The organism is Bombilactobacillus sp. ESL1197 (assembly GCF_058107145.1).
Window position 1 is genome coordinate 78,553 of sequence record NZ_JBYLTY010000001.1, and the last position, 25,540, is coordinate 104,092.

Genomic DNA, 25,540 nt, shown 5'->3' on the forward strand with positions numbered 1-25,540 from the left:
TGTCCTTACATAATTGGATTATCAGGAAAATCATTTTTTAAAACATCTCTACTTATTCTATGATATATCTTTCTATCAAATTTAAGATTTTGCTTAAATGGTACATAATTGATCAATTCAGGAGAAAAAGATCTTATACAAATCAATTTTTTATATGAAACGCTCAGTGAATGAATATATAAATGATTTGTAAATCTACGTAATGACAATTTTAAGTCTTTAATAGAGATATTATTTTCATTACGCCAATTGAAAGATTCTTTTTTTGAGTATGATGATAGTTTCCTTTCGGTATTAATATCATCAAAAGACTTTTTCTTCATTGAAGTATAGTTATCATAAAGCATTCCCTTATAATCAATAATACTATTATTATCATTTTCTATTTTGGCTAAAAAGACCGCTTCATTAACAGCTTTTTCTAAAGAATACTTTAAAGAAAGACCAGACCCCGTACCCACAACAATTGGATGTCCATTTACGTATAAAAATACATAAACAACTAAAACAGGATAAAAACTATCATTGATAAAAACTTTATGATCATAATTTTCCCCTGTGATATTAATCAAAATATTTTTCATTGATTCAGAATACAATTGATATCCTTCATTGTTATACCAGAAAAGCATTGTAGCATTCTTTTCAATCAATTCTAATATGGAATTATACACAGCATAGTTACCATTAGTATCTGCTGCTGTAGAAGTTGTATCTAGACATCCTTTATCAGCAAAATAGAAATTATTTTTGTTTATTTCTTTTACACAACCGCTAAAAATGTCAATAGTTTGAACAAGGATTTCGTTGCTTGAACTTCCAGACAAACTTCTTCTTTCTACTGATTCCGAAAATGCTTTTTTTGTTGCTAATAATTTATTAATTCCAAAGGACCCACAATCATTGGGTGAATAGGTATCTTCATTTAATAGAATGCCTATTCTAGAAGATGCAAAAAAAGATTTTGTTTTATCACAACTAAACATTGTATTATAGATGTGGTTGTTATCATCTGGATAGACAGTAAACATAATATTCACCTATTAGTATCTTTCAATCCAAACCACTGTAGAAGAGTAACAGGCGTCATTTTCGCATTCAATCCACAGGCACGAGTCAACGCATTATCATTAAATCCAGACCAAATACAATCCCCGAATTCCTTATAACACGATACATGAGATAAGTGTAAACTCTCTGCAATTAATCCTGATTCTATTAGTGCATGCCTATATCCTCTACGACCATATTTTAAAATAGCTCTTTCTAAATCTATTGCATATGCAAAACATATATTAGACAAAAGTTGGCCAGGAAAAGCCGAGTTAACATTTATTGATAACATTTTAAAATCTTTTTTATTGGATATCTTCTTAATCAATTGAAGTGAATAATGCTCTGAATCATAAACATATACACCTGCATCAATATCTTGTATTTCATTATTACTAAAAACAATCATAACTGGAATTACTGGATACAGCCCTCCTGCTGAACCATAATTTTTTGAGCCTAATCCCTCATATCTACCAAACGCCTTACCTAATATATCTGCTATTTTACTTTTATCAATATATTTATCTTTTTTAAAATGTCTCGTAGATTGAGGATAATTATAATTAGGTATCTTATAATTAGGAAACATTTCTATAGTATCTAAAGGGTTATCTGGAAGTATGTCTTTATACTCCACAAGTTTTTCCCATTCTATAACTCCTGAATTGAAAGTCCAGTTATAAGGAACCTGCCAGGTCGTTGATTGATGAAATTTTTCAATATCATTTAATATTCGTTTACTTAATAATTGTTCTGACATTTTTTTTGCAATTAAAAGTTCCTTTTCAGAAGATGCACTTTTATCATTATTTTTCATAACAATCACATAACTCCCAATATACAGAAAAGTCTTTATATACTTTGTTATTATTTAAATCTATTTTTGTAACTAACGAAAGCGACTCTGGATTAATGCTAGAATATTCACCGTCTCCTATAAAATTATTTATTATGGAAAACAATGACAAGGAAATAAAGTCTTTCTGGTAGTCTGGTAATTGTGTACTTATAATCATTTCACTATCTGTTTTATAAATATCATCAATTATTTCTTGATAACTTACATCTCCGGTAGTGTTAATACGTAATTGAGCTTTTATATTCTCCAAATTACACTGATGACAAGGATTATACCATTCGGTTTTATACAAATTATCTATATAATAATTGCCAGCATAATAATAACCAAACAATGATATGCTATTGCTATCAATGATTTTTTCTCTAATCAAGTTGGCATCCTTAAAACTGTATTTCGTTAAAGAAACTATTATCATATCATCAGTAGATAAATTCATGTTTAAAAATTCTTGAACCTCAGTAACACTAATACTTTCTACATTTAAATCTAATTTAGATCTTAAATAAGAAAAAACATTGGATTTAATATGCAAGTCATCTGATACAATCACAATATTTTTAATTTCAATTGAATATGTTGTGATGCTTTTTTTTAAAACTTTTTTATTTATTAAAAATGATATAAGCTCATCAGTATCTTCACAAAAAACACTATATATTTCATCATATGAGACAAGCTTTCTTGAATCTCTATCCCATTTAAATAAAAGGTTTGACAAATCTTTATCATTGATAACAGTTATACCATATTCATTTTGAAGTAACTCATTTACACCACTATATAAGAAAAAGGGTAATATTTCATAACTACCTTTCATTTTATGATTCCTCCATATGGCCAATTTATTATAATCTTCAATATATTATTTAAGGCCACATGTGATACCATGCGACCTTAAAATAATATATTTTTACCTTTTGCTTACAGTAGAACTACCACTACTAGAAGAACAACAAAAGTAATTATTACCATCATGTATTTCGGTTAATTTATTACTTTTAAGACTTCCTCCATATCCAAATTTATGTTCTGAATTTTGTTCCAAAGATCTATTAAGTTTTGCACTTGCTTTTTTGTCTCGAATTTTCAAATAATCTTTTGTTTTTAAAGAATCCTTGGCTTTAATAGTTTGCATATTTTAATCCTCCTATATGAATGTAATTAGAATTATATTAATATAAGATTAAAAGTCAATGGCATTTTTTAATTTATTATTGCTCAATATCAAGATTAACTACAATCTTGTATCAAAGTATTACTTCAGAATAGCTTTAACTTAATAAATAGTTTTTTTATGTGCCAAAATTGTTAGCTTAATAGAATTTTTTAAAATTCAATTCTGGAACCTTTTAAAGTTGACTTTCCAAATCACCAGCCCAATGTTAGCCTTTTCATTTTTTAACAATAAAACTATAATAAAGTTAGATTAAATAAGAAGAAGGCTAAAACATGAACCAAGAGATGATTAATTTTTTAGTAGCACGTAAATCCATTCGTAAATATGATCCGGCCCAAACTATTTCCGATGAAACTATTAATAAAATGTTGGAGTTGGCAGCCACGGCACCTTCTAGTAACAACGCGCAGCCCTGGAAAGTCGTGGTGATCAAAGACAAAGCTAAGTTAAAAGTTTTACGTCAGTTGGCTTCCGACCAAGAGCAAGTCGAAACAGCCTCAGCACTGTTCTTTATTTTAGGCGATTTATCTGCTTATCAAACCGAAACTCTAACCGATTTTTCCATTAATCATGGCTTGTTAGATGCCCATGATCAAACGGCCATTACTGCATATCAACAGGGCTTAGAAAACTTTTATCAAACACACCCCGAAGATAAAACTGCGCAAGGTGTTAATTTAGACACTGGTTTATTTGCGATGAATTTAATGCATGTGGTGCGGTGTTTTGGCTATGATTCCGTGGCAATGCGTGGCGTTGATTTTCCTAAAGTCATGGATTGCTTAAATATTGATTCCCATTTAATTCCGATTATGTTCTTATCCGTCGGTATAGCCGCCGAACAAGGTAACGATAAACAACGCTATCTTGTATCGGATTTTGCTCGGATTATTGAATAAGTTTCAAAACTAATTTATCATATAAAACAAACTATAATACTCAGGGAAGTGCAAGCATGATTACTTACAGTAACCAAGTCAACGTGACAGTTGAAACCTATATTGATCTTTTAAAAAGATCCACTTTAGCTTTGCGCCGCCCAATCGAGCAACCTAAAAAGATTGCGCAAGTCTTAAAGGATTCTGATATTCTCTGGACTGCTTGGGATCAAGACCAACTAGTCGGGGTAGCCCGCGCCTTAGTTGATTCTGGCTATGATCTTTGCTACTTAAGTGACCTAGCCGTAGATGCTAACTATCAAAAACAAGGTATTGGTAAAACATTAGTTAACAAATTAAATACACAAATTGGTCCGCACACCAAACTTTATTTATTAGCGGCACCCAAAGCAATGGAATATTATCCAAAGATTGGTTTCGAGAAAGTGGAGAATGCTTTTCAATTAAGAAAATAATCCTTAGTTTATTTAGATTGAAATGATTCATTCAATATGTAAATAAAATAAGATTTTAACTCTAGGTTAGTTGAAAAAACTTGGTTAAAATCTTATTTTTTATTGTTATCCATTTTCTAAAAATGGTTATACCAAAAAAGCCGTCTTCTCTCGAAAACGACTTTCAGCAAACTATATTTTATAAAAATTGCCGTAAGATTTCACGTAATGGTGGCATCTTAGGGATTTGGAACTTGTCTTTGAAATATTCAAAACCAAACTTCAAATAACCTTCAGCTTCATCTTTAATAATCTTACCTGGTAATGGAGCTTCATCATAAACCGCAGCATTAATTAAAACTGGCTTAGTAGGGTTCTTGTATTGTTCCATAGCTTGAGCAAATTCTTCATCGTTAGTAACATTGATGCCAATACCACCACAAGCTTCAGCAAATTTAGCAAAATCAATATCTGCCAAATCAATGCCGTAATTTTGTTGGCCCGCAGATTGTTGTTCATATTCAATGAAGGCTAACAAATGATTATTTAACACAACAACGACCATTGGCAAATCATATTTAACTGCAGTAACAAAGTCTTGCATGACCATGGCAAAAGCACCATCGCCGCAAACTGCATAAGTTGGGCGTTGTGGCATCGCAATTTTAGAAGCAATGGATCCCGGTAAAGCACAGCCCATAGTTCCTAACCATGCAGAAATCGTATATTTTTGCGTGGACTTAACATCAACAAACCGGGCACCAAATGAAGTTGAAGTCCCCACATCAACGGACCAAACCGTATTAGCTGGTGCCACTTCACTCATTTTAGCAAACATCTTGGATGGTAAAACGCCATTATGCTTCTTGTTCTTAACGTCGTTCATCCAAGCGCGCCAAGTTTGCATATTCTTTTGACAAGCTTTTAAGAATGGCCGATCGCTGATCACTTCGCCACGGGTATTTAATAAGGTTAATGCATCTTTGGTATCTGCCACGATCGCCAAATCAATATTATGACGGTGACCAATTTTACTTGGGTCATTATCAATTTGAATTGTTGGAATCTTTTGATTGATATAAGGTGCATAAGGATAATCAGTTCCGATTAACATTAATAAATCGGCGTTAAACATTGCTTCATAAGCAGGTTTCGTACCTAATTTACCGATTTGTCCTAACGCATTGGGATGATCATCATCAATGGTTCCCTTAGCGGGCATTGTTTGAATAAATGGAATGGAGTAACGTTCCACAAATTCTTTAGCTTGTTCTTGCGCTTCTTTAGCACCGACACCAATCAAAGCTACTGGCTTTTTGGCTTTTTTGATCATGGCTAAAGCTTGATCAATATCTTTCACATCAGCACTGGGAGCATCCAAACGGAATTGATCAGCCGTTGGTTTAAACGTATCAGAAATTTTATGATCCGGTACATCATCTGGAATCGTCAAAACTGCAACGCCTTTATTCGTATAAGCGGCCCGAATTGCTTCGTCCATAACTGCTGGTAAGGTTTCTGGGTTAGTTACCAAACGATTATAAACAGCAACGTCTTCGAACAATTGTGGTGTATTGACTTCTTGGAAGAAACCAGTATTTAATAAATGAGATTGAATTTGACCCAAAATAGCCACAACTGGTGCGTGATCCATCTTAGCATCATATAAACCATTTAACATATGAATGGCACCAGGTCCACCAATGGACAAGCAAACACTCACTTGACCAGTTAATTTGGCATGCGAAGCAGCAGCTAACGCAGCAACTTCTTCATGCCGAACTTGTGTAAATTTAATTTGATCGCGTTTGCGATACAAAGCTTCAATGGTTGTATCTACAGAATCCCCAGGTAAACCATATACATTATCAATGCCCCAAGCTTGCATAACTTGAACCATTTTATCGGCAGCATTAATTTTCATTATATCTCTCCATCTCCGATTAAATCTGAACAACATCTTGAAATTACATTATTCTACTCTACCACGAATCAATCACAAACAAAAGTTAAATGCCCAATCCTAATTAATTAGGAAAAATTTAATATTTTCACATTCATTTGTGAAGACAGCTACAATCTCCCCCTTCCTGCAAAATTTGAACCACCAATTCTAAAGAATCAACTTAGCACTTTTCCTCAACACCAAACTTTGATATGCTAAGATGTTATTTAGAGGATTTAGCTACTGCCATCAAGGTGACAGTACTGATACTAGTTGGCTCTTGGATTGAAGTTTGATAAGTACTAGCTTGCCAAACTTGAATCCGCCGACCAATTTGAATCGGGTGTGCTTCTGCAAATAATTCACCTTGCTTCACCGAACGTAAATGATTCGTTTGAATTTGTGTGCCGACGGCTACTTGCTCAGCTGGTAAATTTAAATTAGCGCCTAAACTAGCCGCGGTTTCGGCTAAAACACTATTCATGCCTCCATGCAACTGGCCGTAAGGTTGTAAGACTTGTGCTGTAATGGGTAATTGCAATAAAACCGTTTGGGGAGCTTGGTGTAGGATTTTGATCCCGAGATATTGAATTAAATCGATTGTTCTGACCTCCAGAAAGGAAAATTTTATGACGAATTGGCAAACTATTAAGAATTATTCAGAAATTTTATTTGAGCGACAAGATAAAATCGCCAAAATTACAATTAATCGCCCCCAGGTGCGTAACGCCTTTACTCCGGACACGATTCAAGAAATGATTGAGGCCTTTAACTATTGCCGTGACGACGCAAGTATTGGTGTAATTATCTTAACCGGTCAAGGCGATTTAGCCTTTTGTTCCGGTGGTGACCAAAAAGTGCGCGGCAACGGTGGATACGTTGGTAAAGATAAAATTGCCCGGCTCAACGTCTTAGACTTACAACACTTAATTCGCGTGATCCCGAAGCCCGTGATTGCCATGGTCAAAGGCTGGTCCGTTGGTGGGGGTAATATCTTACAATTAGTCTGTGATTTAACCATTGCGGCTGACAATGCCCAGTTCATGCAAACAGGACCAAAAGTTGGTAGTTTTGATGCCGGTTATGGCTCCGCTTATTTAGCCCGAGTCATTGGTCATAAGCGCGCCAAAGAAGTCTGGTTTTTATGCAAACCTTATAGTGCCCAAGAGGCTTTTGAAATGGGCTGGATCAATAAGGTCGTTCCGTTGGCCGACGTTGAAACGGAAACGCTAGCTTGGTGTCACGAAATTTTAAAGAAATCACCAACCGCCATTCGCTTCATTAAGGCTGCCATGAATGCTGATACGGACGGCCTAGCCGGTCTGCAACAAATTGCTGGCGACTCCACCATGTTATTTTATGAGACAGATGAAGGTAAAGAAGGTCGTGACGCTTTCTTAGAAAAACGCGAACCCGATTTCGATAAGTTCCCCAAGTTCCCATAACAAGCTGTGAACAAAATTGGTTAAAAGCTGAAGACTAACCTAGCCCAATTTAAAAGTCGTTTTTTGACTTTGAATTTGGCGTAGTTAGATACATTCTTTTGCTCTTTGGAGCGCAATTATCAAGCTGCAAACCTAAACATTTGATGATCTTCATCGCACACCTAGTAACCAAAGACTGAAATCCAACAGTGGTTCCAGTCTTTTTTGAGGCTCAGCCTTTAGAAAGAAGTTTTTTAATGCAAAACTGGTTAAACAAACGAACGCAATTATCACCTAACAAAATAGCCTTATATTATCAAGACCAGTACTATACATTCCAACAAATTCAACAATTAGTCAAACATCGTGCCCAAAAATTGGCCAACTTATCCATTCACCCCCAAGATCATGTGGGGTTATTTGGACACAATACTTTAGATACTTATTTGAATATCTTAGCATTGCAACAATTAAATGCGACCATTGTCTTTTGCAATATTCGCTTAGCCGCGACCGAATTAGTCCAACAATTACAAGATGCTCAAGTAAAGTTCTGTCTGAGTGATCAAAACGACTTACAATTGCCAACAGATAAGGTTCAAATCATTACTCCACATTCTTTATCCACATTAGCGCCCCAACCCTATTCCACTTTCAGCATTCAAAGTGACGATGTGGCTAGTTTGATGTATACGTCGGGAACCACGGGGCAACCGAAAGGTGTGTTGCAAACTTATGGTAATCACTGGGCCTCTGCCATGAACACTTTATTGAATTTTCAAATTACGGCCAGTGATTGTTGGCTGTGCGTGGTACCATTGTTTCATATCTCAGGCTTTTCTATTTTGCTGCGCTCTTTAATTTACGGCATTCCGTTGTATCTAGCAGATAAGTTTGACGCTACCAACGATAATCAATTACTTTGTCAACAACCAATCACGATTATGTCAGTGGTCCCCACTATGCTCCAAGAACTCTTGCAAGTTAAAACTACTGCCTACAACTCCCGCTTTCGCTTAATGTTTCTCGGAGGAGCCCCTATTGATCAAAAAACCTTACAAGTTTGTCAAACCCAACATATTCCGGTAGTACAATCTTATGGTATGACCGAAACCTGCTCCAACGTTGTAGCCTTAAATCCTCCAGATGCACAACGTAAATTAGGCTCTTGTGGTCAAGCTTTATTCAGCAATCAAATTCGCATTGCGCCAAACGGTGAGATCCAGCTCCAATCTCCAGCATTAACCCCGGGTTATTGGCAAAAGCCGGAATTATTTCAACAAAAATTAACCGCTGATGGCTGGTTTAAAACGGGCGACATTGGCTATCTGGATGATGAACAATTTTTATTCGTGCAAGGCAGAATTGATGATATGTTCGTTTCTGGTGGTGAGAATATTTTCCCCGCCGAAATTGAAAATCTGTACCAACAATTACCCCAAATTCACAATATTTGTGTGACCCACCAGTCTGATCGTCACTGGGGTAGTGTTCCCGTTGCTTATGTCGAATTGAACCAGCCCGTCACTGCCGCACAATTAACCGCCTATGGTCGCCAATATTTAGCACACTATAAAGTTCCCGTGGAATTTCGGCAAGTCGCAGCTTTACCGAAAACCAGCAGTGGTAAACTAAAACGGCAGGGACTCGAACAACTAAAATTCCAATTGCTTTAACAAAAATTGCCCTTGATTATGAACGTGATTCACACAAAGAGGAGTTATTGACTATGAAACAATATTATCGCCAATTTAATTGGTATCGCTGGCTCAGAATTATTTTTCTCGCAGTCACCGGAATTGTTATTTTAATTAATCCCGATAAAAGTTTAAACGCGATTTTATATTTAATTTCTGCTTACCTGATCGGTCTAGGATTAATCGCTTTACATGATGGTTGGCTCTTATCCAAAAGTCATAGCGACAATAATAGCCCGTACACCACTGCGGTAGTTTCTTTTTTACTAGCAATTCTCATCTTTCCCATTGCCCACCTCTTGCTTCCACTCTTACCCGTTATTTTAGGCATTGTCTTATTAGTTAACGGTGTCAATCAATTTTTTAACGCCCGCAGCAATCGCAAATATATCAATGTGACTCCGTGGTGGGACTACTGCTACTCTTTGTTATTAATCATTTTAGGTATTGCCTTAGTCTTTAATCCCTTTGATATGTTGCGCTTTTTCTTTCGTTTATTGGGCGGCGGTTTAATCATTTTAGCCGTCATGGAATTTATCAATACCCGTATTTATAAAAATAAGTAGTAAAAAAAGATTCGCCGAAACGGGCGAATCTTTTTGATTACTTCAATTTTGTAAAATTTATTTCTTTGGTTCAAATACCAAGTGCTCATTAACAAAGGCATTTAAGCCCAAATCGCTTAATTCCCGACCATAGCCAGAGTTTTTGACGCCACCAAATGGTAATTCTGGTAAAGAAGCCCAGCCAGAATTAATAAAGGACATCCCCGTTTCAATTTTCGCAGCCACAGCTTTCGCATGATCGACATCACCTGAAAAGACCGTATTGCCTAGGCCGTAACTTGAATCGTTCGCCAAATCAATTGCTTCTTGTTCAGAATTAACTTTATAAACCGAAGCAACCGGACCAAACATTTCTTGATTAAAGATCGGATTATCTTTGTCAATGTCAGTTAAAATTGTTGGTTGGAAGAAGAAACCTTTGCTGTCAATTGGTTCGTTACCATAAACTAATTTGGCACCATGTTCGATAGCCGTATCGACTTGTTGCTGTAATTTTTCTTGCGCACTCTTTGAACTCAAAGGTGCTACAACCGTTGTGGGATCCATGGGATCACCAATTTTAGCATTCGCAAAAGCTTCCTTTAACATGGCAACAAAACTGTCATACTTATCGGCCATGACAATGAAACGTTTGGAAGAAGTGCAGACTTGTCCCGCATTATACAACCGTGCATCCGGGGCAATCTTCTTTAATTCAGCGTCATCAGCATCACTTAAAATAATGAAGGCGTCGTTACCACCTAATTCCAAAGTCGACTTCTTCAAAGCATCACCGGCTTCTTTCGCTACTGAAGCGCCACCACGTTCAGAACCAGTTAAGCAAACCCCAGCTACGCGCGGATCATGAATGGCTTTTGACACCAAGTCATAACTAATAAAGAGGTTGGTTAATGCGCCTTTCGGGGCACCAGCTTTTAAAACTAAGTCCGCTAATTTTTGGGCTGAAGTTGGGCAAATCGAAGCATGCTTCAAAATCATGGGGTTACCAACAATAAAGTTCGGAGCAAAGACCCGTACTACTTGATATAGTGGAAAGTTCCAGGGTTCAACTGCCACAATAATTCCAGTTGCTTGTTTTAAGTAATAAGCTTTACCAGCAGGGGTTTCTAATGGAACTGACTGCATTAATTCTTCACCGTGCTGCGCATAATATTCGGCAATGGCCGCACACAATTGCACTTCGCCTTTAGCCTCCGTCAATAACTTACCCATATCATAGGTCATTGCCTTCGCTAACTCATCTTCATTTTCTGTGAGCGCTTGCGCAATTTGGTGTAAAATTTGGGCACGTTCAGCCACCGGTTGGTCGCGCATTGCTTTGTAGAGTTGGTGACCAGTAGCTAGCGCTGCTTCAAGGTCAGCTGGTGTTGCATCATCATACTGTTTTAATAGTTCACCTGTATAAGGATAGATTGTTTGATATGCCATAAGAGACACTCCTTTCAAAATTCACAATATCATTATAATACTATCTGTGCTATTCAGCGACACTAAAGCGTTTATTTTTAGGTCATAATATCGTTTACTAAGTTTTAACTTATAAAAAATATAATCAAATTCAATTCACAAACTTGAAAAACCAGCTTTTATTTTCAGGATATCTTAATCATACTGAACCCCCGAATTTTTTTGTAAATTTAAACGTACAATGCCACAGCGTATTTTATCCTTAACTCTGAATAAGAACACAAAAATTAATTTTAATTATTTTTAGTGGACAAAAGCCACTATCCATTATTATAATAAGTCAAAAGGAGGTGATATGGAAATGGATCCCAACTCAGCTGCGTTAATTCGGCATTTTAACCGACATTATACTTTACTATTAGGCATCTTAGATAAGCAAGTTTTCGATACTGACTTAACTTGGCCCGAGAGTCGAATGCTTTTAGAGATTAGTTTTCATTATCCAGTCACGCCGATGAAGCTGTCCCGGTCGTTACATCTGGATAAAAGCTATACTAGCCGTTTAATCAATCAACTTGTGCGCAAACAGGAAATCACAAAAGAACCTTCTTCAACGGATTTACGTTCAGTGGATATCTTCTTAACTTCCCATGGTCAGCAAACTGTGGCTTACCTTAATCAAAAATCGGATGCACAAATCCAAAAAATTATTGCTTCTGTTCCTGAACGACAGCAGACCCAATTGTATCAAGCTTTTAAATTAATCAATACGATTTTGTTTGAGAAATGAGGTAAATTTTATGTGGCAGGCAAAAAATTTCGAGACATTAACCCCTTACGAACTATACCAAATCTATTTTTTAAGAACTAAAACTTTTGTCGTTGATCAAAAACGAATCTATCAAGAAGTTGATGCTCACGACTTAACGGCTTGGCATGTCTTTAACATTGTTGATCAGCAAGTTATCGCCTATGCGCGCATTTTTCCAGAAGGCGACCATCTTACTTTCGGCCGTGTGGTAACTGATCAAAAATATCGTGGTCAAGGCTTAGGACGAGAATTAATGGAACAGATCTTCCAAACCATTACAGCACAATTTCCCGGCAAACCAATTGCTATTGAAGCACAACAACAAGTTGAGGCGTTCTATCAAAAATTCGACTTTGTCAGTCAAGGACAACCGTTCATCTTTGAGTCAACACCACACATTAAGATGGTTCATTCAGCATTGTCCTAACGCCATCGAACTCCAGACCAAATTGCAACTAATATGACCCCCGAAGTTGTCCTAGCTTCGGGGGTCACAGCGTTACTCACATTTAGTTATTGTATTGAAAAGCATTTTTAAAAATTATTTTTGACCGTAATATGCATTATCACCATGTTTTCGGTAATAATGTTTATCCAACAAATATTGCGGCAAATGACAATTAGCTCGGGTTAATTGCATCGTATGATAGTCTTCAGCGGCCACTGTTTCCAGCACTTTGGCATTATAGACAGCATTTTGAGCATCATTTCCCCAAGCAAACGGTCCGTGTTGACTCACTAATGTTCCCGGAGTCGCCTGATAATCCAAGTGGCGCTCCTTAAAAGTTTCTACAATGGCTTGACCGGTATTTTCTTCATAACCCGCTTCAATTTCTTGTTGGGTCAAAGCCCGCGCTGCCGGAATATCATTGTAAAAAGTATCCGCATGGGTCGTATTTAAAGCTGGAATATCCATTTTAGCAGCCGCAAAAGCAACTGCCCACGGTGAATGGGTGTGCACAATCCCACCAATTTTGGGAAAAGCATTATACAAAACCACATGCGTAGGAGTATCACTTGAAGGATTCAAGTCACCTTCAACGACTTGCCCTTGCAAATTAACCACAACTAAATCTGCTGGTTGCAAAGCATCATATGCTACTCCCGAAGGCTTAATGACAAAGAGACCTTGCTTACGATCAATGCCCGAGACGTTACCCCAGGTAAAAGTCACTAAGTCTAATTTCGGTAATTGCATATTGGCTTCATAAACTTCTTGTTTTAATTGTTCTAACATGTTAACCCCCCTCAATTAAAAATTTGCTGACAACTGGGATTTCAACTAATCCTCAACTTTTAGCACCTGTTTTATAGAGCAGCTTGCTTTAAGCCCACTTGCGCAAACAATTGGTCAAAAAATTCCTTCGCTTGGCGCACTTTAGCCACGGGATCAGCAGCTTTTTGACTCCACATTTCTACTGTAAAACTTCCAGCATAACCGAGTCGCTTAAAAGCGCGTAAGCACCCTTCAAAATCTACGTCACCTTGACCAAAGGGTACTTCTTTGAACTGGCCCGGACTAGTAGTAGTTACTTTTTTAGTATCTTTTAAATGAACCGCCACAATTTGTTTCATATTGATCTCTAAATCAGTAATAACATCATTTTGCGGCCATGCTGAAATATTGCCAATATCCGGATATCCTTGCAGCCATGGACTAGCAATTTGCTGTTTAACTTCTTGAATTTTACTCAAGGAATTTAAAAACGGATCATCCATCGTTTCAATGGAGAGCATGACTAATCTGGAGGCTGCCATATCGACACAGCGTTGTAAATTTTCAATAAATAGTTCATGACTTAACGGAGTCTTTTTATCATAATAAACATCGTAGCCCGCTAATTGAATGTTTCGAATGCCTAAGTCTACCGCTAAGTCGAGTGCTTGTTGCATCATAGTCAGCGCCTTTTCTTGAATTGCCGGATCCTTCGCTCCCAAAGGGTAACGCCGGTGTCCAGACAACATTAACGTATTAATATGACTATGCGTTACCCACAAAGCTTGCCGAAATTCTTGTCGTTCCCGACGGCTCCACGTTAAACGTTTTAAGCGCTCATCACTTTCATCAATCGAAAATTCCAAAAAGTTAAACCCTAATTCATGTACCAATTCAAACGTTTGTTGCCACGTTAAATTTTGCGGTAATGCTTTTTCGTAAATGCCTAATGGATTAGTGATCATTTTGTACCTCCCAATTGTTGCTGTAACTGCACTACGGCTGGCCAACTAGTATTTAAAGCTTGCACTAATTCTTGATAGACTTGATATTTGGCTTGATACACAGCACTAGCTTGTAAATCTGGTTCAAAGCGTTGCTTAACGTGTGTCATTTGGTGAACGGCCGTTTTAAAGTCGGGCCAAGCCCCTTGAGCCACCGCACAACAAATGGCACCTCCTAACCCGCCTAATTCCGTAGCTTGCGGAATTTCCACAGGTAATTGCAAAACATCCGCAAACATTTGCATCCATTGCATTGAATTAACCGCTCCACCAGACAAGCGAACAACTTGTGGCTGCGTGGTGACTTGTAATAACTGTTGGACATGGGTCTTATGTGCAAAACAAATACCCTCATAAACTGCCCGAATCAACTCAGATTTACTGGTATTACTCCGTAAACCGATTAAGGCTCCCTGCGCATCGGGATGCGCATTACTCCCGTACAGAAATGGCAAGAAGAAGACCTGCGCATAACTCGGATCGGTAACCTTTAAAAAATCTTCTAAATAGTCATAGATTGAACGCTGTTGTTTCTTTGCGTTAAGCGTTTCATCAGCTAACAACATTTTAATCATTAAAGCCAAATTGCCGGCTGATGTCGGGCTAGAGGCTTCAACTAAATTTTGTTGTGTCACGAAGAGCGAATTCATCAAACCTAATTGTTGGGGGGCACGCGCCGAACCCACTAGTAAGTTCATATTCCAAGTACCTGCAATCATACTTAATAAACTTTCATCCAAAACGCCCGTCGCTAACGTACAAGCATCAATATCAAACATGCCCCCAAAAACTGGTGTTTGGGGCTTTAAGCCGGTCACTTGCGCGGCAGCTGCGGTTAAATGCCCACACATCGTGGTTGCTTGCACTAATGGTGGCAAGGCTGCTTTGATTTCGGGGATCCCAAAGAAGTCAAGTAAGCGCTCATCATACTGTTGCGTTGTCAAATTGAGCAAGTTATTGCCCGAAGCATCACCGATTTCTTGATAGATTTCTCCCGTTAACAGGTAGCGAATAAAATCCTTATTAGAAAAAACGGTCCCTATTTGTTGATAAACGGCCGGTTGATTTTGTTTGAGCCAAGCTAATAAAACAGGCGCTTGACTAGCCATGACATGTTGTTGACTAATGGGATAAATTTGAGTAACTTGCGCTTCAAATTGTTGTGCTAGCTCAATAGCTCGCTGATCAGTCGATAAAATACCATTATGAAAAATTTGCTGGTGACGATCTAAGAGATATAGTCCTTTGCCATGTCCTACAACCGTCACTGCGGCAATTTGTTCAGCGCTCAAGGCTGCTTGTGTCAGAGCTTGTCTAATGGCTTGACCCAAATGTGCCAATAAATCTTGCAGTTTAATTTCTTGAACCTCGGCATCTGCTCGGACTTTTTGAGTGGGAAACGCACTAACTGCTACCTGTTGCCCATTCAGGTCACAAATCACTACTTTGGTTTTGGTACCACCATTATCAATCGTTAAATAATACCGCATGACCTATTCCTCCTAATCCAGCAAGATTTGGTAAACTGCCACTTCATTAGCCTCGCGATTAGCCGCTAACAAATAAGATTGTTGCTGCTTTTGATAAACCAAAACATTACTGGGACCAACACCAGTTTCAATTAATTGCAGTTTTAAATCGGGATGCTCAATTAACGCTAAGCCTTGTTGCCCAGCTCGCCAACCGAATAGGAAATACTCTCGACTCCCAATCGGCCCGCCAAAAAGTGCATGTCCAAAGGGGGTGGGAGTGGTTGTTTGTTGCAATAACTGAAAATGTTGATCATATAAGCGTAAATGTGCCCCGTGAAAATCCGTAATGGTTAAATACTCTGGCGCACCATCTTGATTAATATCCGCACAACAAATATCGGACGTCGCGGCTGTGGTCAATTGTTGTAACTGCCACGACTGCGTTTCAGTCGGCCAACTTAAACGGAAAACTCCTTCTCGACCCGTGATTAAAGAACAAGTCGCTAAACGCTGATAACCATGATTTTGCGTAATGCGCTGTTTGAGTGCGTGCAGGTTAAGCAGGCGTGCTTGATCATCATCATATTCCCCCACCCAAATTTTACCGGGATCTGACCAATCGTTCGTCTTTTGTTTACTGTTAGCAATCGAGCAACCAACATACCAAAAGCCCGTTTGCCCGGTTTTGGGAATAATATCAAAGCGGTGAATATACGGACACTCACCGACAATTGTTTGTTGCCAACCGTGTCCCGTAAAAGTTTCTTTGACAATCCGACAGGTGGCTGAGTTAAAGCCGGGATAAAACTTTTGTGTTGCTAAAAAATTCAAAGTGCCAGGAATAGCAACTAACGTCATCGTGCCCCCAATATTGGGCCAGACAGTGATTTTTTGCCAATGATGATTCAAATCATAGGCATAACAAGGTTGGTCTTCTTCGGAAGCAACAATCAAAAAATCCTGATTTAAAGCTTGTAAGTGTAACAAAGCATAACAGTGATCCAATTGATCACTAAAAACTTTTTTAAATTTCATTTGGAACACCTTGCCTCTATTCAAAAATAAAAGAAGGTTAGGACAACAATTTGCCCCAGCCTCCTATGAATCAGACGAACATCTGCTAAAGCTTGCGATTAACTTTTCATTTAAATTTACTGATTAACTTGATTAGGCGCACTATGATCTTGGAAGTAATTAATCAAGTTAGTCGAAGCTTCTTGCGCGATCGCCGTGCGCGCTTCTAACGTACCCGTCCCGGCGTGTGGACTTAAGACTACATTATCTAAGTCTCTTAGAGCTTGTGGAATATTGGGTTCTGTCTCAAAAACATCTAATCCCGCACCCGCAATTTCGCCGGTTTGTAAAGCTTTGATGAGATCATCTTGCTTAATTAATACTCCCCGGGCGGCATTTACAATATAAGCAGTTGGTTTCATCTGCCGAAAAACAGCTGCATTAAAAATACCAATGGTCGATGGTAAGGAAGGTGCATGTAACGTAATTACATCACTTTGCTGAACCAAAGTCTCAAAATCAACATATTTCACGGCTAATTTTTGTTCCAAGTCACTATCTAATCGGCGTGCATCATTATAGATAACTTGCATGCCTAAAACTTGGGCAAATGCTGCTACTTGCGAACCAATGCGGCCCATACCGTAAACCCCTAAGGTTTTACCTTGTAAGCTCATGCCCATGTATTTCTGCTCGGAAACATCAACCCAGTCGCCGCGCCGGACCAGTTGATCATAAAAATGTAAGCGCCGCACCGTTGCCAAGATCAAGGCAATCGTCATTTCCGCCGTTGGTACACGCACCCCTTGGGGACAATTAGTTACCACAATACCTTTTTGTTTCGCATACTCAATATCAATATGGTCAAAACCTACACCATTAGCGGTAATAATTTTCAAGTTAGGACCCGCATCAATCAGTTCGCGATCCGCTTTGGTGCCCATTAATAACAGACCGTCGTATTCTTTTAAATGCTCCAAAATCCAGGCGCGCGTTTCAATTTCTGGTTCATAGGTCACATCAAACGTGGCTTTTAATTCCGTTAAACCCGCTTCTGGAATAATTCCTGTGACTAAAATTTTTGCTTTACTCATTAATTGATTGCTCCTTTATTAATTCATCGGTGAACTCATTAGCTGGAAGTTCTAGTTGCACTCTCAACTAGCTTTATTTGTCTAGTAAGTAGCTTAGACTAGTCTGCGTTATTTTTTAAACACGGGATCTTCGGCTACCCGCATGGCTTGCACATTTTTTTCTTTAAAGTAAATGCGTTCGGCATTGTTATACATCACATCTTCTAATTCACTAGGCGTAAAGATATCCGTCGCTTCTAACCAAGTTGCTAAATTATGATAGGAGTTAAAAGTTGAAGACCACGGAGAATCTGTGCCCCAGAAAATCCGTTTAGCACCTAGGACACTCTTAGCTAAGCGCACATCTTTTTGACACCGTGGAAATGGAAATTCCGTCTCCCCTTCAATGTCTTGAATAGCTGATAATTCGGTCGCAATATTGTCATACGGTTGCCATTGGGTTAATGCATTTTCTAAACGATCCAAATGATCCGCATTCGGGAAAGATAAGTGACAAACCACAAAATCTAACTGTGGATAGCGCTGTGCTAAGGTGGCGATTGCTTCGGGTTCATAACTAAATTGAGTATAATCACCATAATCAGTCGTAATGACAAAACCAGGATAGTCCGCTAAATAGTGCAAAATCTTACCCACTTCTGGATTAGTATCTAAGCGAAATGGTTTGTGATAACCGTGCAGACCGCCACCTTCACTAATTTCAAACTTTAAAGCCCGAAAGCCTAAGTCTTCGACATGCCGCCGCACAATTTGCATCGCATTTTCAGTAAAAGGATCAACCGAAAAAGCGGCCACAAAACGCTCAGGATACTTTTTAACTGTTTGGTAAGAATAATAGTTTTGGTAACCATTCAAACTACCTTGTAATAAAACCGCCTTATTAATACCGTTGTCATCCATCACTTGCAATGCTGATTCGGCTAAGAAATTATCATCACCCCAGCCATCAGGAATTAATTTGACTAATGTACCATCATCCCAAATCGTTTGCCCATGACCTAAAGGTGTCATGCGTCCTTTGCCGTTTAAGCCAGCAATTGACCGTACTAAATGTAAATGTCCATCAATTTTTTTCATCATGAAACTTCCTTTCTCAAATCAATACTCAATTTTTTCTTGACTACCAGCGTAACCAGCATTTTTATCCGCCATCTTGTTCAAATAGCGCCAAATCTGTGGCCGATATCTGCGTAATACATACAACAGTACCAAGTAAACAACAATTACTAAACCAATCCACAGTGGATTCTTCGAAATAAAGGCAGCAAAGACTAGTGCATTCAAGGGCCGTGCCATCAAATTAAAACTCGTAATCAAGACAATGCCAGCTGGAATTGCCGCACCGTAATGTGACACAGCTCCCGTATAAATGCTGCCTAACCAGCTAGAAGCATACAGACCTAAACTAAACCAAACAATGCCGTTCGCGATTACTTTTAAAATATTGCCCCGTGTTAAGGCGACAATGGATTCCACCATGAACGGCAAGGAAATCAAGTCCACAATTGGCAAAGTTTTATTTCCCGGTAAGATAAAGGCGATTAACACCATAATTGGAATTAAGATCACGCCCGAAATAATGGTTGCAGGTTCACCATAACCAACGCCATCATCAACGCCCAAGAACCACCGCTTTTTATCTTTGACCGGATCAACTTGACTCGCAGTTTGCGTTTGTTGCTTTTTGCGCTTGTCAATTTCATCTGCCAACGGCGTAAAGGCTTTGGAAAAGACGTCCGTAATTAATGGGAAAATTGTCATGACCGCTGACAACTCAATCGCAAAGGATAAGATTTGCCCCCAAGCTTTTAAAGTTCCCAGTTTCGTTAAGTTACCCAAAATGCCAATCAATAAACCTAAAATAGCTCCTAACGTTGTCGGTTCGCCAAAGACACCCAGTTTATTTTTAAAGTATTCCGGAGTCATCTTAACCTTGTTAAAACCTAATAAATTCCACAATGGATCTAAAATAATAGCCGGAATCACTTGCTCAATATTATGTAGCGAAGCGACTGATGCATTCTTCACCCCATAATAATCAGACCAACGATCCGCTTGGACTTCTGCTAATAATAGTGCATATAGTAACATAAAGAATGATAGTCCCAAAGATAACCAGAAGTTATGCGTAACGTAATAACATAACGTGCCCCAAATCATAAAACCAAAATTATTCCATAAATTCGAAGCCATAAAGATTTTAGTCACACCGAAAGCAAATAATAACAACTCCGCAATTAAACCAAAAACGAAGAAACTTAAACCAACTGATGAACCAAACGAAGCTAACGAGCCTGCTTGCCAGCCAATATCTACGACCGGTAATTTAATTCCCGTTTGGTTGACCATTTGCTTAATGATTTTCGTGACAACTGGTGTAAAAGCTTGAATAATCCAACCAAAGCCAGTTAAACCAACTCCTGCATAGAACGCACTCATCATCGCTGTTTTAACTTTTACCCGTAAACAAACTGCGACAATAAAAATCATGATCGGAACCACTACGCTAGCACCAAAAACTTGAAATATTTGATTGACTGTTTCTAACATAACTTCACCTTCCTTACTGCGCTAACAAATGTTGAATTTGTTGTAAATTTTGCGCTAACGTAGCCTGATCAGTGGCATATTCCAAACCAATTTGCTCAACTTTCGACACTGTCGGCAAAAAGTCTGACCATGAAATTGATCCTTGCATTAAATCCGTCGTCACTTGTTGATTTTGAACATTTTTCAAATGCAAGTAGTTCGTGACTGGCTGTAAAGTTTGCCAGGCTTGAGTAATACTAGCATCTAGCCAATACCAGTTCGCCACGTCAAAACAATAATGAACGTTTGTCAATTGTGGGGTGAGACTTTGAAAGAACTGTGCAGTTTGTGTCAAATCACTTTGAGTCGGGGTTTGATTATTCTCAATCTCTAATTGACAATCTGCTGGCAAAATTTGCGCTAATTGCGTTGCCCAATTAGCATTCGTAGGCGCAAATTCACCTAAATTCAGTTTTAACGACTGTGCCTGTAAAGTTTGCTGTAAGTGGACATACTGTGACAATTTAGGATTTAGTTGTCCGGCTTGAAACAAAACATCATTAATACTTAAATACAACGGCAAATTAATTTGTTGGGCTTGTTTTTGTAGTTGTTGTAAAACTAATGGCTGTAAATCCAACCATTCACTACGTAACTCCAGCACATCAAAACCTAATAATTTAGTTTGTTGCATAATTTTTTGATATGGCACCTGTGCTTGAATCAAGTGCTGAAAAACAGCAGTATTGGCAATATATTTTGGCATTTTATCACCTCCTTTAATTTTTTGTGAAATAAATATCAATATTAAACGATTAACCTTTTAACTTAACGGTTAAAGGTCATTTACCATTTGCCCGCACGAATCTGCTATACTAAAGATAAAAATTATCTCTGTTCGAAGGTTACATTATGACAAAATTAACAATTAAAGATATTGCCCAAATGGCAAACGTTTCAACCGCCACTGTCTCTAATTTTTTAAACGGTAATTACCAACGAATGTCATTAAAAACGCGACAAAAATTAGAAACCATTGTTCGCAGTACTAACTTTGCTCCTAACGGTAGTGCCCGCAATTTGGCCCGCAACGAAAATAACACTATTGGCATTTCTCTCGCCGACATTACTAATCCTTTTACTTCGCAAATGTTATCTGGTATTTACGATCAATGCGATCGGTTCAACTACCGCGTTCTTTTTACCAATTCGAACAATCGTGAACAAAAGGAAATGGATAATATTATCCGTTTAACTAATGAGAAAGTGGCAGGCATGATCGTCGATCCAGTCAATCCGGATAGTCCGGTCTATAAATCACTGTCGAATCAAACAACTGTCATGGTTGACCGCCAACAAAGTCCCTTGAATATTGACACTGTTGCAACTGATAACGTCGAATCAGTCAAACAATTAGTTGCTAAGATGAAGCAGAAAAACTATGATTTATACTTTGTCACTTGGCCCTTTCAAAACATTAGTACTCGGACTCAGCGCTTTGAAGGTTTTTTAAAAGCCACCGGTTATCGCAACACGGTCGATCACTTGTTAACCGTGCCACATAACGGCTTAGATCAAGAATACGAACAATTCACAAATAATCTAGCCACCATCATGCACCAACAACGCAATAAAAAGATTGGTTTTTTCTGTATGAATGCGCGGGTACTACTACGGTTATTAAAAGCTATGCAAACACTCAATTATAGTTATCCCGCAGATTATGGAGTTGCAACCTACGAAGAGTTTGATTGGATGCAAGTGATTAATCCAAAAATTAGCTGCATTCGCCAAGACTCCTTTTTAATTGGGCAAACCGCTATTCAATTATTACATCAAAAAATCACTACCAAAGATCGTGGTTCGCAAGCACCACAATTAAAACTTATTCCCACCAAACAGATTACCGGCGCCAGTTTTTAAACCAAATACCGATTTGGTTGAGCAAATTTAGTTAACCGTTTAACTAAATTACAATCTTATTGTATTCGTTTTCCTCCAATTGTCAACCTTAATTTTTCAGCGTGTTGTTTCTAATAACTTGCTGATACTAAAAAAGCCGCAGATTCCTGCGACTTTTGAACTGTACAAATTTTTAATTTACTGGATTAGCGACTGGTTCGGAAGTTGCTTGTTGTTCCTCTTGATATAATTTCTTGTCATACATCTTCAAAAATGGATAGTAAATGACTAGTGACACGACTAAATTCAACAACGCCACTGCGGCAGCCATCAAATTGCCACTTGTTCCAATAAAAGCGCCAACACCCACCGGCAAAATCCAGGCAATCGCGGCGTTAACATAACCCACAAAGTGTAGTTTAATTGCCACATAGGCAATGGAAGCTAAGATCATGGGATTAACGATAAACGGAATAATCAAATATGGATTATAAACAATCGGTGCTCCAAAAATCACTGGTTCGTTAATATTGAAGATGGCTGGTAAAATCGCTGTTTTGCCTAAAGTTTTCAATTGCGCCGATTTGGCCACAGTTAGCATTAAAATTACTAAGCCCAGCGTACCACCAGCGCCACCAATAAAGACCCACATATTAATAAAATCGCCGGCAAAAATATTATGCTGACCATTAATATTTTCGGTTAAAGCCACTAATAAAATGGGGTTTACAAAACTATTCTTGATAATTGCCGTCCCGTGAACACCAACAGCCCAGAGTAAGTGAATCAATAATAAAATTACCATCATGCCTAACCATGATCCGGTCAGATTTTTGACAAAGCCAAATGGTGCAGATAATAGTTGATGTAAATCGGTCCCCATTAAGCCTAAGATAATATCTAAACCAATCATTACCACTGCCACTAAAATAGCGGGAATTAACGAGGCGAAGGAGCGACTAACACCTTCCGGGACCCCTTGGGGCATTTTAATGGTGACATTTTTATTGACACACAAACGGTACAGCTGCACGGCAATAACTCCCGTAATAATTGCAATAAAAATTCCGACGCCACCAAAGCGAGTCAGCCAACCATTAACCATGGATACTCCACCAGCTAGATAGTTATGGGCGGCAACCACTTTATCTGCACCCACAGCGGATCCTTTTTGCCAAGAAATACTAGGAATGGTTAACAAAAACGCAAATAATGACAGTAAAGCTCCGGTAAACGAATTAAGTTGAGTTTCCCCAGCTTTGCGATATTGTTCAATGTAATAATAACCTAAAGCCACTGCGTAATAGAGCGCAATGGAACCCAAAGCCATGGTATTGCCCAACATGTAAAAGCCACTAAATTTCATAATGGTATTTTTGAAAAAATTAGCCGCAAAGGGAAAAATTTGTGGCAAATTATTTAAAATTAGAAAGATAGACGCCACAATCGTAAAGGGCACTGCTGCCAAACTGGCATCCATGATGGCCCGAATGATTTTGGTATTGGCTAATTTATTGAGTGGCGGTAACAAGTACTTATTTAAAAAATCAAAGATTGCTTGCATTACTCGACTCCTCGCTGTTTAATCACTTGCTGATACCAGAAATAACTATCTTTGGGATAACGGGCCAGCGTTTTTAAATCTTGCTCTGTCCGATCGACATAAATTAAGCCATAACGCTTTTTCATTCCTTCATGCACACTCACTAAATCTAAGGCTGACCACGGTAAATAACCTTTAACAGGCACTCCAGCTGCCACAGCCTGTTGCACACTAAAAATATGTTGTTTGAGATAATCAATACGGTATGGATCATGAATTTGGTGATCACTGGTCAATTCATCATATGCCCCTAAGCCATTTTCCGTAATATAAATTGGCAATTGATAGCGATCATTAATGACTTCCAGTGTTGTTTGTAAACCTAAAGGATCTACTGTCCAGTTAAAATCATTTTTCTGTAGATACGGATTGGTCAAGCCTTTATAAAAGCCTTCTTCATAGACGTCTTCTGATTGCTGATCGCTGACGCCACTGAGCCGGTCTTGGTGCGTCTTGGGATATTCAACAGTTACACTCGTGTAATAATTGATTCCCAAAAAGTCCGGAAAGTTCTCGGTTACCAAAGCTTGATCTTCTGGTAAAATTTCCAAATCAATGCCGGTTTGGTGTAAATAAGATTTAAACAGGGGATTCAGCCGCCCACGTACCGAAAAGTCTAAATACGCCCAGTTCCGCACCGCATTAAAATATTCCGCCGCACGAATGTCTTTCGGATCAGCACTCCCCGGATAAACGTAAGAAATATTAGGCACTGGACCAATTTGAGCCTGCGGTAACATTTGGTGGCATAAAGCAAAGGCCTTTTTTTCAGCAATCATTAGATTATAAAAAGCTTGGTAGCGCTGCTGATGAGTATAAGTAAAACCTAAAATTTTGCGATCAGCTAACAACATAATGTTAGGTTCATTAATAGTTAACCAATAATGAACTTGATCACCAAAATTTTCAAACAAAGTTTGTGCATATTGCTCATAGGCTTGGACCGTTTGTCGATTAGTCCAACCACCTTGGTCCTGCAAGCTCTGGGGCAAATCAAAGTGATACATTGTCACCATCGGTTCAATATCAAAGTGATGCATTGTATTAAACACGTCTTGATAATGTTTAATCGCTAACGGATTAACCGCACCCACACCTTGGGGAATAATCCGCGTCCACGGGATCGAAATCCGTAACGCCTTGGCTCCCATCCGAGCCAATAATTCAATATCTTCCTGATAGCGGTGATAATGATCACTAGCCACTGTAAAATCAGCAATTTGTGGATCGCGTTGGCGACAGTCTTGCACCGAAGCAGACTTGCCATCTTCACTTGCCGCCCCTTCGGTTTGGTGGGCTGATAATGATGCCCCCCATAAAAAATCTTTATCTAGCATAATAACTCCTTTATTTTAAGTATATTAATTCAGAATCATCTGTCATACGAAGCATTATGAAAGCCTTACCATGCTTTGTCAAGTAAGTGCT

Annotated in this window: 25 protein-coding genes; 8 read left to right on the forward strand and 17 right to left on the reverse strand. The window is 38.4% G+C overall.

What is annotated here, in order from left to right:
- Positions 1-5 precede the first annotated feature (5 nt).
- From AC3B6B_RS00250 to AC3B6B_RS00265, 4 genes are all read right to left on the reverse strand, one after another.
- Positions 6-1,031, reverse strand: a complete 1,026-nt coding sequence (locus tag AC3B6B_RS00250) for a YcaO-like family protein (protein WP_489756713.1) — start codon at positions 1,029-1,031, stop codon at positions 6-8.
- Between the two features lie 5 nt (positions 1,032-1,036).
- Positions 1,037-1,873, reverse strand: coding sequence for a nitroreductase family protein (locus AC3B6B_RS00255; RefSeq protein WP_489756714.1), 837 nt, complete (start codon positions 1,871-1,873; stop codon positions 1,037-1,039).
- Positions 1,863-2,735 carry an McbB family protein gene (locus AC3B6B_RS00260; protein ID WP_489756715.1) on the reverse strand — a complete coding sequence of 291 codons (873 nt, stop codon included), beginning with the start codon at positions 2,733-2,735 and terminating at the stop codon, positions 1,863-1,865. Before AC3B6B_RS00260 ends, AC3B6B_RS00255 begins: the two co-directional genes overlap by 11 nt.
- A 93-nt stretch (positions 2,736-2,828) precedes the next feature.
- A complete protein-coding gene (locus tag AC3B6B_RS00265; RefSeq protein WP_489756716.1) occupies positions 2,829-3,053 on the reverse strand; it encodes a hypothetical protein in 225 nt (74 codons plus the stop codon).
- 314 nt (positions 3,054-3,367) lie between these two features.
- Here AC3B6B_RS00265 and AC3B6B_RS00270 point away from each other — a divergent pair, with 314 nt between their 5' ends.
- Positions 3,368-3,994: a nitroreductase family protein gene (locus AC3B6B_RS00270; RefSeq protein WP_489756717.1), complete on the forward strand. Its 627-nt coding sequence runs from the start codon at positions 3,368-3,370 to the stop codon at positions 3,992-3,994.
- A gap of 56 nt (positions 3,995-4,050) precedes the next feature.
- Positions 4,051-4,449, forward strand: a complete 399-nt coding sequence (locus AC3B6B_RS00275) for a GNAT family N-acetyltransferase (RefSeq protein WP_489756718.1) — start codon at positions 4,051-4,053, stop codon at positions 4,447-4,449.
- 178 nt (positions 4,450-4,627) lie between these two features.
- On the opposite strand, the gene AC3B6B_RS00280 is transcribed toward AC3B6B_RS00275, so the two are convergent.
- Positions 4,628-6,352: a pyruvate oxidase gene (locus AC3B6B_RS00280; RefSeq protein ID WP_489756719.1), complete on the reverse strand. Its 1,725-nt coding sequence runs from the start codon at positions 6,350-6,352 to the stop codon at positions 4,628-4,630.
- Positions 6,353-6,596: 244 nt separating this feature from the next.
- Positions 6,597-7,022, reverse strand: coding sequence for a PaaI family thioesterase (locus tag AC3B6B_RS00285; RefSeq protein ID WP_489757688.1), 426 nt, complete (start codon positions 7,020-7,022; stop codon positions 6,597-6,599).
- Here AC3B6B_RS00285 and menB point away from each other — a divergent pair.
- From menB to AC3B6B_RS00300, 3 genes are all read left to right on the forward strand, one after another.
- On the forward strand, positions 7,003-7,818 hold the full coding sequence (gene menB, locus AC3B6B_RS00290; protein WP_489756720.1) for a 1,4-dihydroxy-2-naphthoyl-CoA synthase: 816 nt from the start codon (positions 7,003-7,005) through the stop codon (positions 7,816-7,818). The two genes, AC3B6B_RS00285 and menB, sit on opposite strands and share 20 nt — an antisense overlap.
- A gap of 236 nt (positions 7,819-8,054) precedes the next feature.
- Entirely contained in the window at positions 8,055-9,473 is a 1,419-nt protein-coding gene (locus AC3B6B_RS00295; RefSeq protein ID WP_489756721.1) for an o-succinylbenzoate--CoA ligase, read from the forward strand.
- 53 nt (positions 9,474-9,526) lie between these two features.
- Complete coding sequence (locus AC3B6B_RS00300; protein ID WP_489756722.1) at positions 9,527-10,060, forward strand: DUF308 domain-containing protein; 534 nt, start codon at positions 9,527-9,529, stop codon at positions 10,058-10,060.
- Between the two features lie 57 nt (positions 10,061-10,117).
- On the opposite strand, the gene AC3B6B_RS00305 is transcribed toward AC3B6B_RS00300, so the two are convergent.
- Complete coding sequence (locus tag AC3B6B_RS00305) at positions 10,118-11,488, reverse strand: NAD-dependent succinate-semialdehyde dehydrogenase (RefSeq protein ID WP_489756723.1); 1,371 nt, start codon at positions 11,486-11,488, stop codon at positions 10,118-10,120.
- 334 nt (positions 11,489-11,822) lie between these two features.
- On the opposite strand from AC3B6B_RS00305, the gene AC3B6B_RS00310 reads away from it, so the two are divergent.
- Both AC3B6B_RS00310 and AC3B6B_RS00315 read left to right on the forward strand, forming a co-directional pair.
- A complete protein-coding gene (locus AC3B6B_RS00310) occupies positions 11,823-12,257 on the forward strand; it encodes a MarR family winged helix-turn-helix transcriptional regulator (protein ID WP_489756724.1) in 435 nt (144 codons plus the stop codon).
- Between the two features lie 10 nt (positions 12,258-12,267).
- Positions 12,268-12,705, forward strand: coding sequence for a GNAT family N-acetyltransferase (locus AC3B6B_RS00315; protein ID WP_489756725.1), 438 nt, complete (start codon positions 12,268-12,270; stop codon positions 12,703-12,705).
- A gap of 114 nt (positions 12,706-12,819) precedes the next feature.
- Here AC3B6B_RS00315 and AC3B6B_RS00320 read toward each other — a convergent pair whose 3' ends face one another.
- The 8 genes from AC3B6B_RS00320 to AC3B6B_RS00355 form a co-directional block, all read right to left on the reverse strand.
- Positions 12,820-13,515 (reverse strand): L-ribulose-5-phosphate 4-epimerase, encoded by a 696-nt coding sequence (locus AC3B6B_RS00320; RefSeq protein ID WP_489756726.1) that lies wholly within the window; start codon positions 13,513-13,515, stop codon positions 12,820-12,822.
- 71 nt (positions 13,516-13,586) lie between these two features.
- Entirely contained in the window at positions 13,587-14,459 is an 873-nt protein-coding gene (locus AC3B6B_RS00325; RefSeq protein ID WP_489756727.1) for an L-ribulose-5-phosphate 3-epimerase, read from the reverse strand.
- Positions 14,456-15,988: an FGGY-family carbohydrate kinase gene (locus AC3B6B_RS00330; RefSeq protein WP_489756728.1), complete on the reverse strand. Its 1,533-nt coding sequence runs from the start codon at positions 15,986-15,988 to the stop codon at positions 14,456-14,458. Before AC3B6B_RS00330 ends, AC3B6B_RS00325 begins: the two co-directional genes overlap by 4 nt.
- Positions 15,989-16,000: 12 nt before the next feature.
- Positions 16,001-17,005, reverse strand: a complete 1,005-nt coding sequence (locus tag AC3B6B_RS00335) for a hypothetical protein (protein WP_489756729.1) — start codon at positions 17,003-17,005, stop codon at positions 16,001-16,003.
- A 116-nt stretch (positions 17,006-17,121) separates the two neighbouring features.
- Positions 17,122-18,078, reverse strand: coding sequence for an NAD(P)-dependent oxidoreductase (locus AC3B6B_RS00340; protein ID WP_489756730.1), 957 nt, complete (start codon positions 18,076-18,078; stop codon positions 17,122-17,124).
- Between the two features lie 108 nt (positions 18,079-18,186).
- Positions 18,187-19,155 (reverse strand): amidohydrolase family protein, encoded by a 969-nt coding sequence (locus tag AC3B6B_RS00345; RefSeq protein WP_489756731.1) that lies wholly within the window; start codon positions 19,153-19,155, stop codon positions 18,187-18,189.
- Positions 19,156-19,176: 21 nt separating this feature from the next.
- The gene (locus AC3B6B_RS00350; protein ID WP_489756732.1) at positions 19,177-20,628 is read right to left on the reverse strand and encodes a PTS transporter subunit IIC; all 1,452 of its coding nucleotides are present in this window, start codon (positions 20,626-20,628) and stop codon (positions 19,177-19,179) included.
- A gap of 13 nt (positions 20,629-20,641) precedes the next feature.
- On the reverse strand, positions 20,642-21,373 hold the full coding sequence (locus tag AC3B6B_RS00355; RefSeq protein WP_489756733.1) for a hypothetical protein: 732 nt from the start codon (positions 21,371-21,373) through the stop codon (positions 20,642-20,644).
- 146 nt (positions 21,374-21,519) lie between these two features.
- On the opposite strand from AC3B6B_RS00355, the gene AC3B6B_RS00360 reads away from it, so the two are divergent.
- A complete protein-coding gene (locus AC3B6B_RS00360) occupies positions 21,520-22,530 on the forward strand; it encodes a LacI family DNA-binding transcriptional regulator (protein WP_489756734.1) in 1,011 nt (336 codons plus the stop codon).
- Between the two features lie 172 nt (positions 22,531-22,702).
- On the opposite strand, the gene celB is transcribed toward AC3B6B_RS00360, so the two are convergent.
- Both celB and AC3B6B_RS00370 read right to left on the reverse strand, forming a co-directional pair.
- Positions 22,703-24,073, reverse strand: a complete 1,371-nt coding sequence (gene celB, locus AC3B6B_RS00365) for a PTS cellobiose transporter subunit IIC (RefSeq protein WP_489756735.1) — start codon at positions 24,071-24,073, stop codon at positions 22,703-22,705.
- Positions 24,073-25,449: a glycoside hydrolase family 1 protein gene (locus tag AC3B6B_RS00370; RefSeq protein ID WP_489756736.1), complete on the reverse strand. Its 1,377-nt coding sequence runs from the start codon at positions 25,447-25,449 to the stop codon at positions 24,073-24,075. The genes celB and AC3B6B_RS00370 overlap by 1 nt, the downstream gene beginning before the upstream one ends.
- Positions 25,450-25,540: the final 91 nt, after the last annotated feature.

Excerpts from the sequence above, each read along its gene's own strand:
- AC3B6B_RS00265 (WP_489756716.1), bottom strand. The coding sequence starts at position 3,053 with ATGCAAACTATTAAAGCCAAGGATTCTTTAAAAACAAAAGATTATTTG.
- AC3B6B_RS00345 (WP_489756731.1), bottom strand. The coding sequence starts at position 19,155 with ATGAAAAAAATTGATGGACATTTACATTTAGTACGGTCAATTGCTGGC.
- AC3B6B_RS00340 (WP_489756730.1), bottom strand. The coding sequence starts at position 18,078 with ATGAGTAAAGCAAAAATTTTAGTCACAGGAATTATTCCAGAAGCGGGT.
- AC3B6B_RS00305 (WP_489756723.1), bottom strand. The coding sequence starts at position 11,488 with ATGGCATATCAAACAATCTATCCTTATACAGGTGAACTATTAAAACAG.
- AC3B6B_RS00310 (WP_489756724.1), top strand. The coding sequence starts at position 11,823 with ATGGAAATGGATCCCAACTCAGCTGCGTTAATTCGGCATTTTAACCGA.
- AC3B6B_RS00335 (WP_489756729.1), bottom strand. The coding sequence starts at position 17,005 with ATGAAATTTAAAAAAGTTTTTAGTGATCAATTGGATCACTGTTATGCT.
- AC3B6B_RS00330 (WP_489756728.1), bottom strand. The coding sequence starts at position 15,988 with ATGCGGTATTATTTAACGATTGATAATGGTGGTACCAAAACCAAAGTA.
- AC3B6B_RS00320 (WP_489756726.1), bottom strand. The coding sequence starts at position 13,515 with ATGTTAGAACAATTAAAACAAGAAGTTTATGAAGCCAATATGCAATTA.
- AC3B6B_RS00275 (WP_489756718.1), top strand. The coding sequence starts at position 4,051 with ATGATTACTTACAGTAACCAAGTCAACGTGACAGTTGAAACCTATATT.
- AC3B6B_RS00350 (WP_489756732.1), bottom strand. The coding sequence starts at position 20,628 with ATGTTAGAAACAGTCAATCAAATATTTCAAGTTTTTGGTGCTAGCGTA.
- menB (WP_489756720.1), top strand. The coding sequence starts at position 7,003 with ATGACGAATTGGCAAACTATTAAGAATTATTCAGAAATTTTATTTGAG.
- AC3B6B_RS00280 (WP_489756719.1), bottom strand. The coding sequence starts at position 6,352 with ATGAAAATTAATGCTGCCGATAAAATGGTTCAAGTTATGCAAGCTTGG.
- AC3B6B_RS00370 (WP_489756736.1), bottom strand. The coding sequence starts at position 25,449 with ATGCTAGATAAAGATTTTTTATGGGGGGCATCATTATCAGCCCACCAA.
- AC3B6B_RS00325 (WP_489756727.1), bottom strand. The coding sequence starts at position 14,459 with ATGATCACTAATCCATTAGGCATTTACGAAAAAGCATTACCGCAAAAT.
- AC3B6B_RS00255 (WP_489756714.1), bottom strand. The coding sequence starts at position 1,873 with ATGAAAAATAATGATAAAAGTGCATCTTCTGAAAAGGAACTTTTAATT.
- AC3B6B_RS00355 (WP_489756733.1), bottom strand. The coding sequence starts at position 21,373 with ATGCCAAAATATATTGCCAATACTGCTGTTTTTCAGCACTTGATTCAA.
- AC3B6B_RS00315 (WP_489756725.1), top strand. The coding sequence starts at position 12,268 with ATGTGGCAGGCAAAAAATTTCGAGACATTAACCCCTTACGAACTATAC.
- AC3B6B_RS00270 (WP_489756717.1), top strand. The coding sequence starts at position 3,368 with ATGAACCAAGAGATGATTAATTTTTTAGTAGCACGTAAATCCATTCGT.
- AC3B6B_RS00295 (WP_489756721.1), top strand. The coding sequence starts at position 8,055 with ATGCAAAACTGGTTAAACAAACGAACGCAATTATCACCTAACAAAATA.
- AC3B6B_RS00260 (WP_489756715.1), bottom strand. The coding sequence starts at position 2,735 with ATGAAAGGTAGTTATGAAATATTACCCTTTTTCTTATATAGTGGTGTA.
- AC3B6B_RS00360 (WP_489756734.1), top strand. The coding sequence starts at position 21,520 with ATGACAAAATTAACAATTAAAGATATTGCCCAAATGGCAAACGTTTCA.
- AC3B6B_RS00250 (WP_489756713.1), bottom strand. The coding sequence starts at position 1,031 with ATGTTTACTGTCTATCCAGATGATAACAACCACATCTATAATACAATG.
- celB (WP_489756735.1), bottom strand. The coding sequence starts at position 24,073 with ATGCAAGCAATCTTTGATTTTTTAAATAAGTACTTGTTACCGCCACTC.
- AC3B6B_RS00300 (WP_489756722.1), top strand. The coding sequence starts at position 9,527 with ATGAAACAATATTATCGCCAATTTAATTGGTATCGCTGGCTCAGAATT.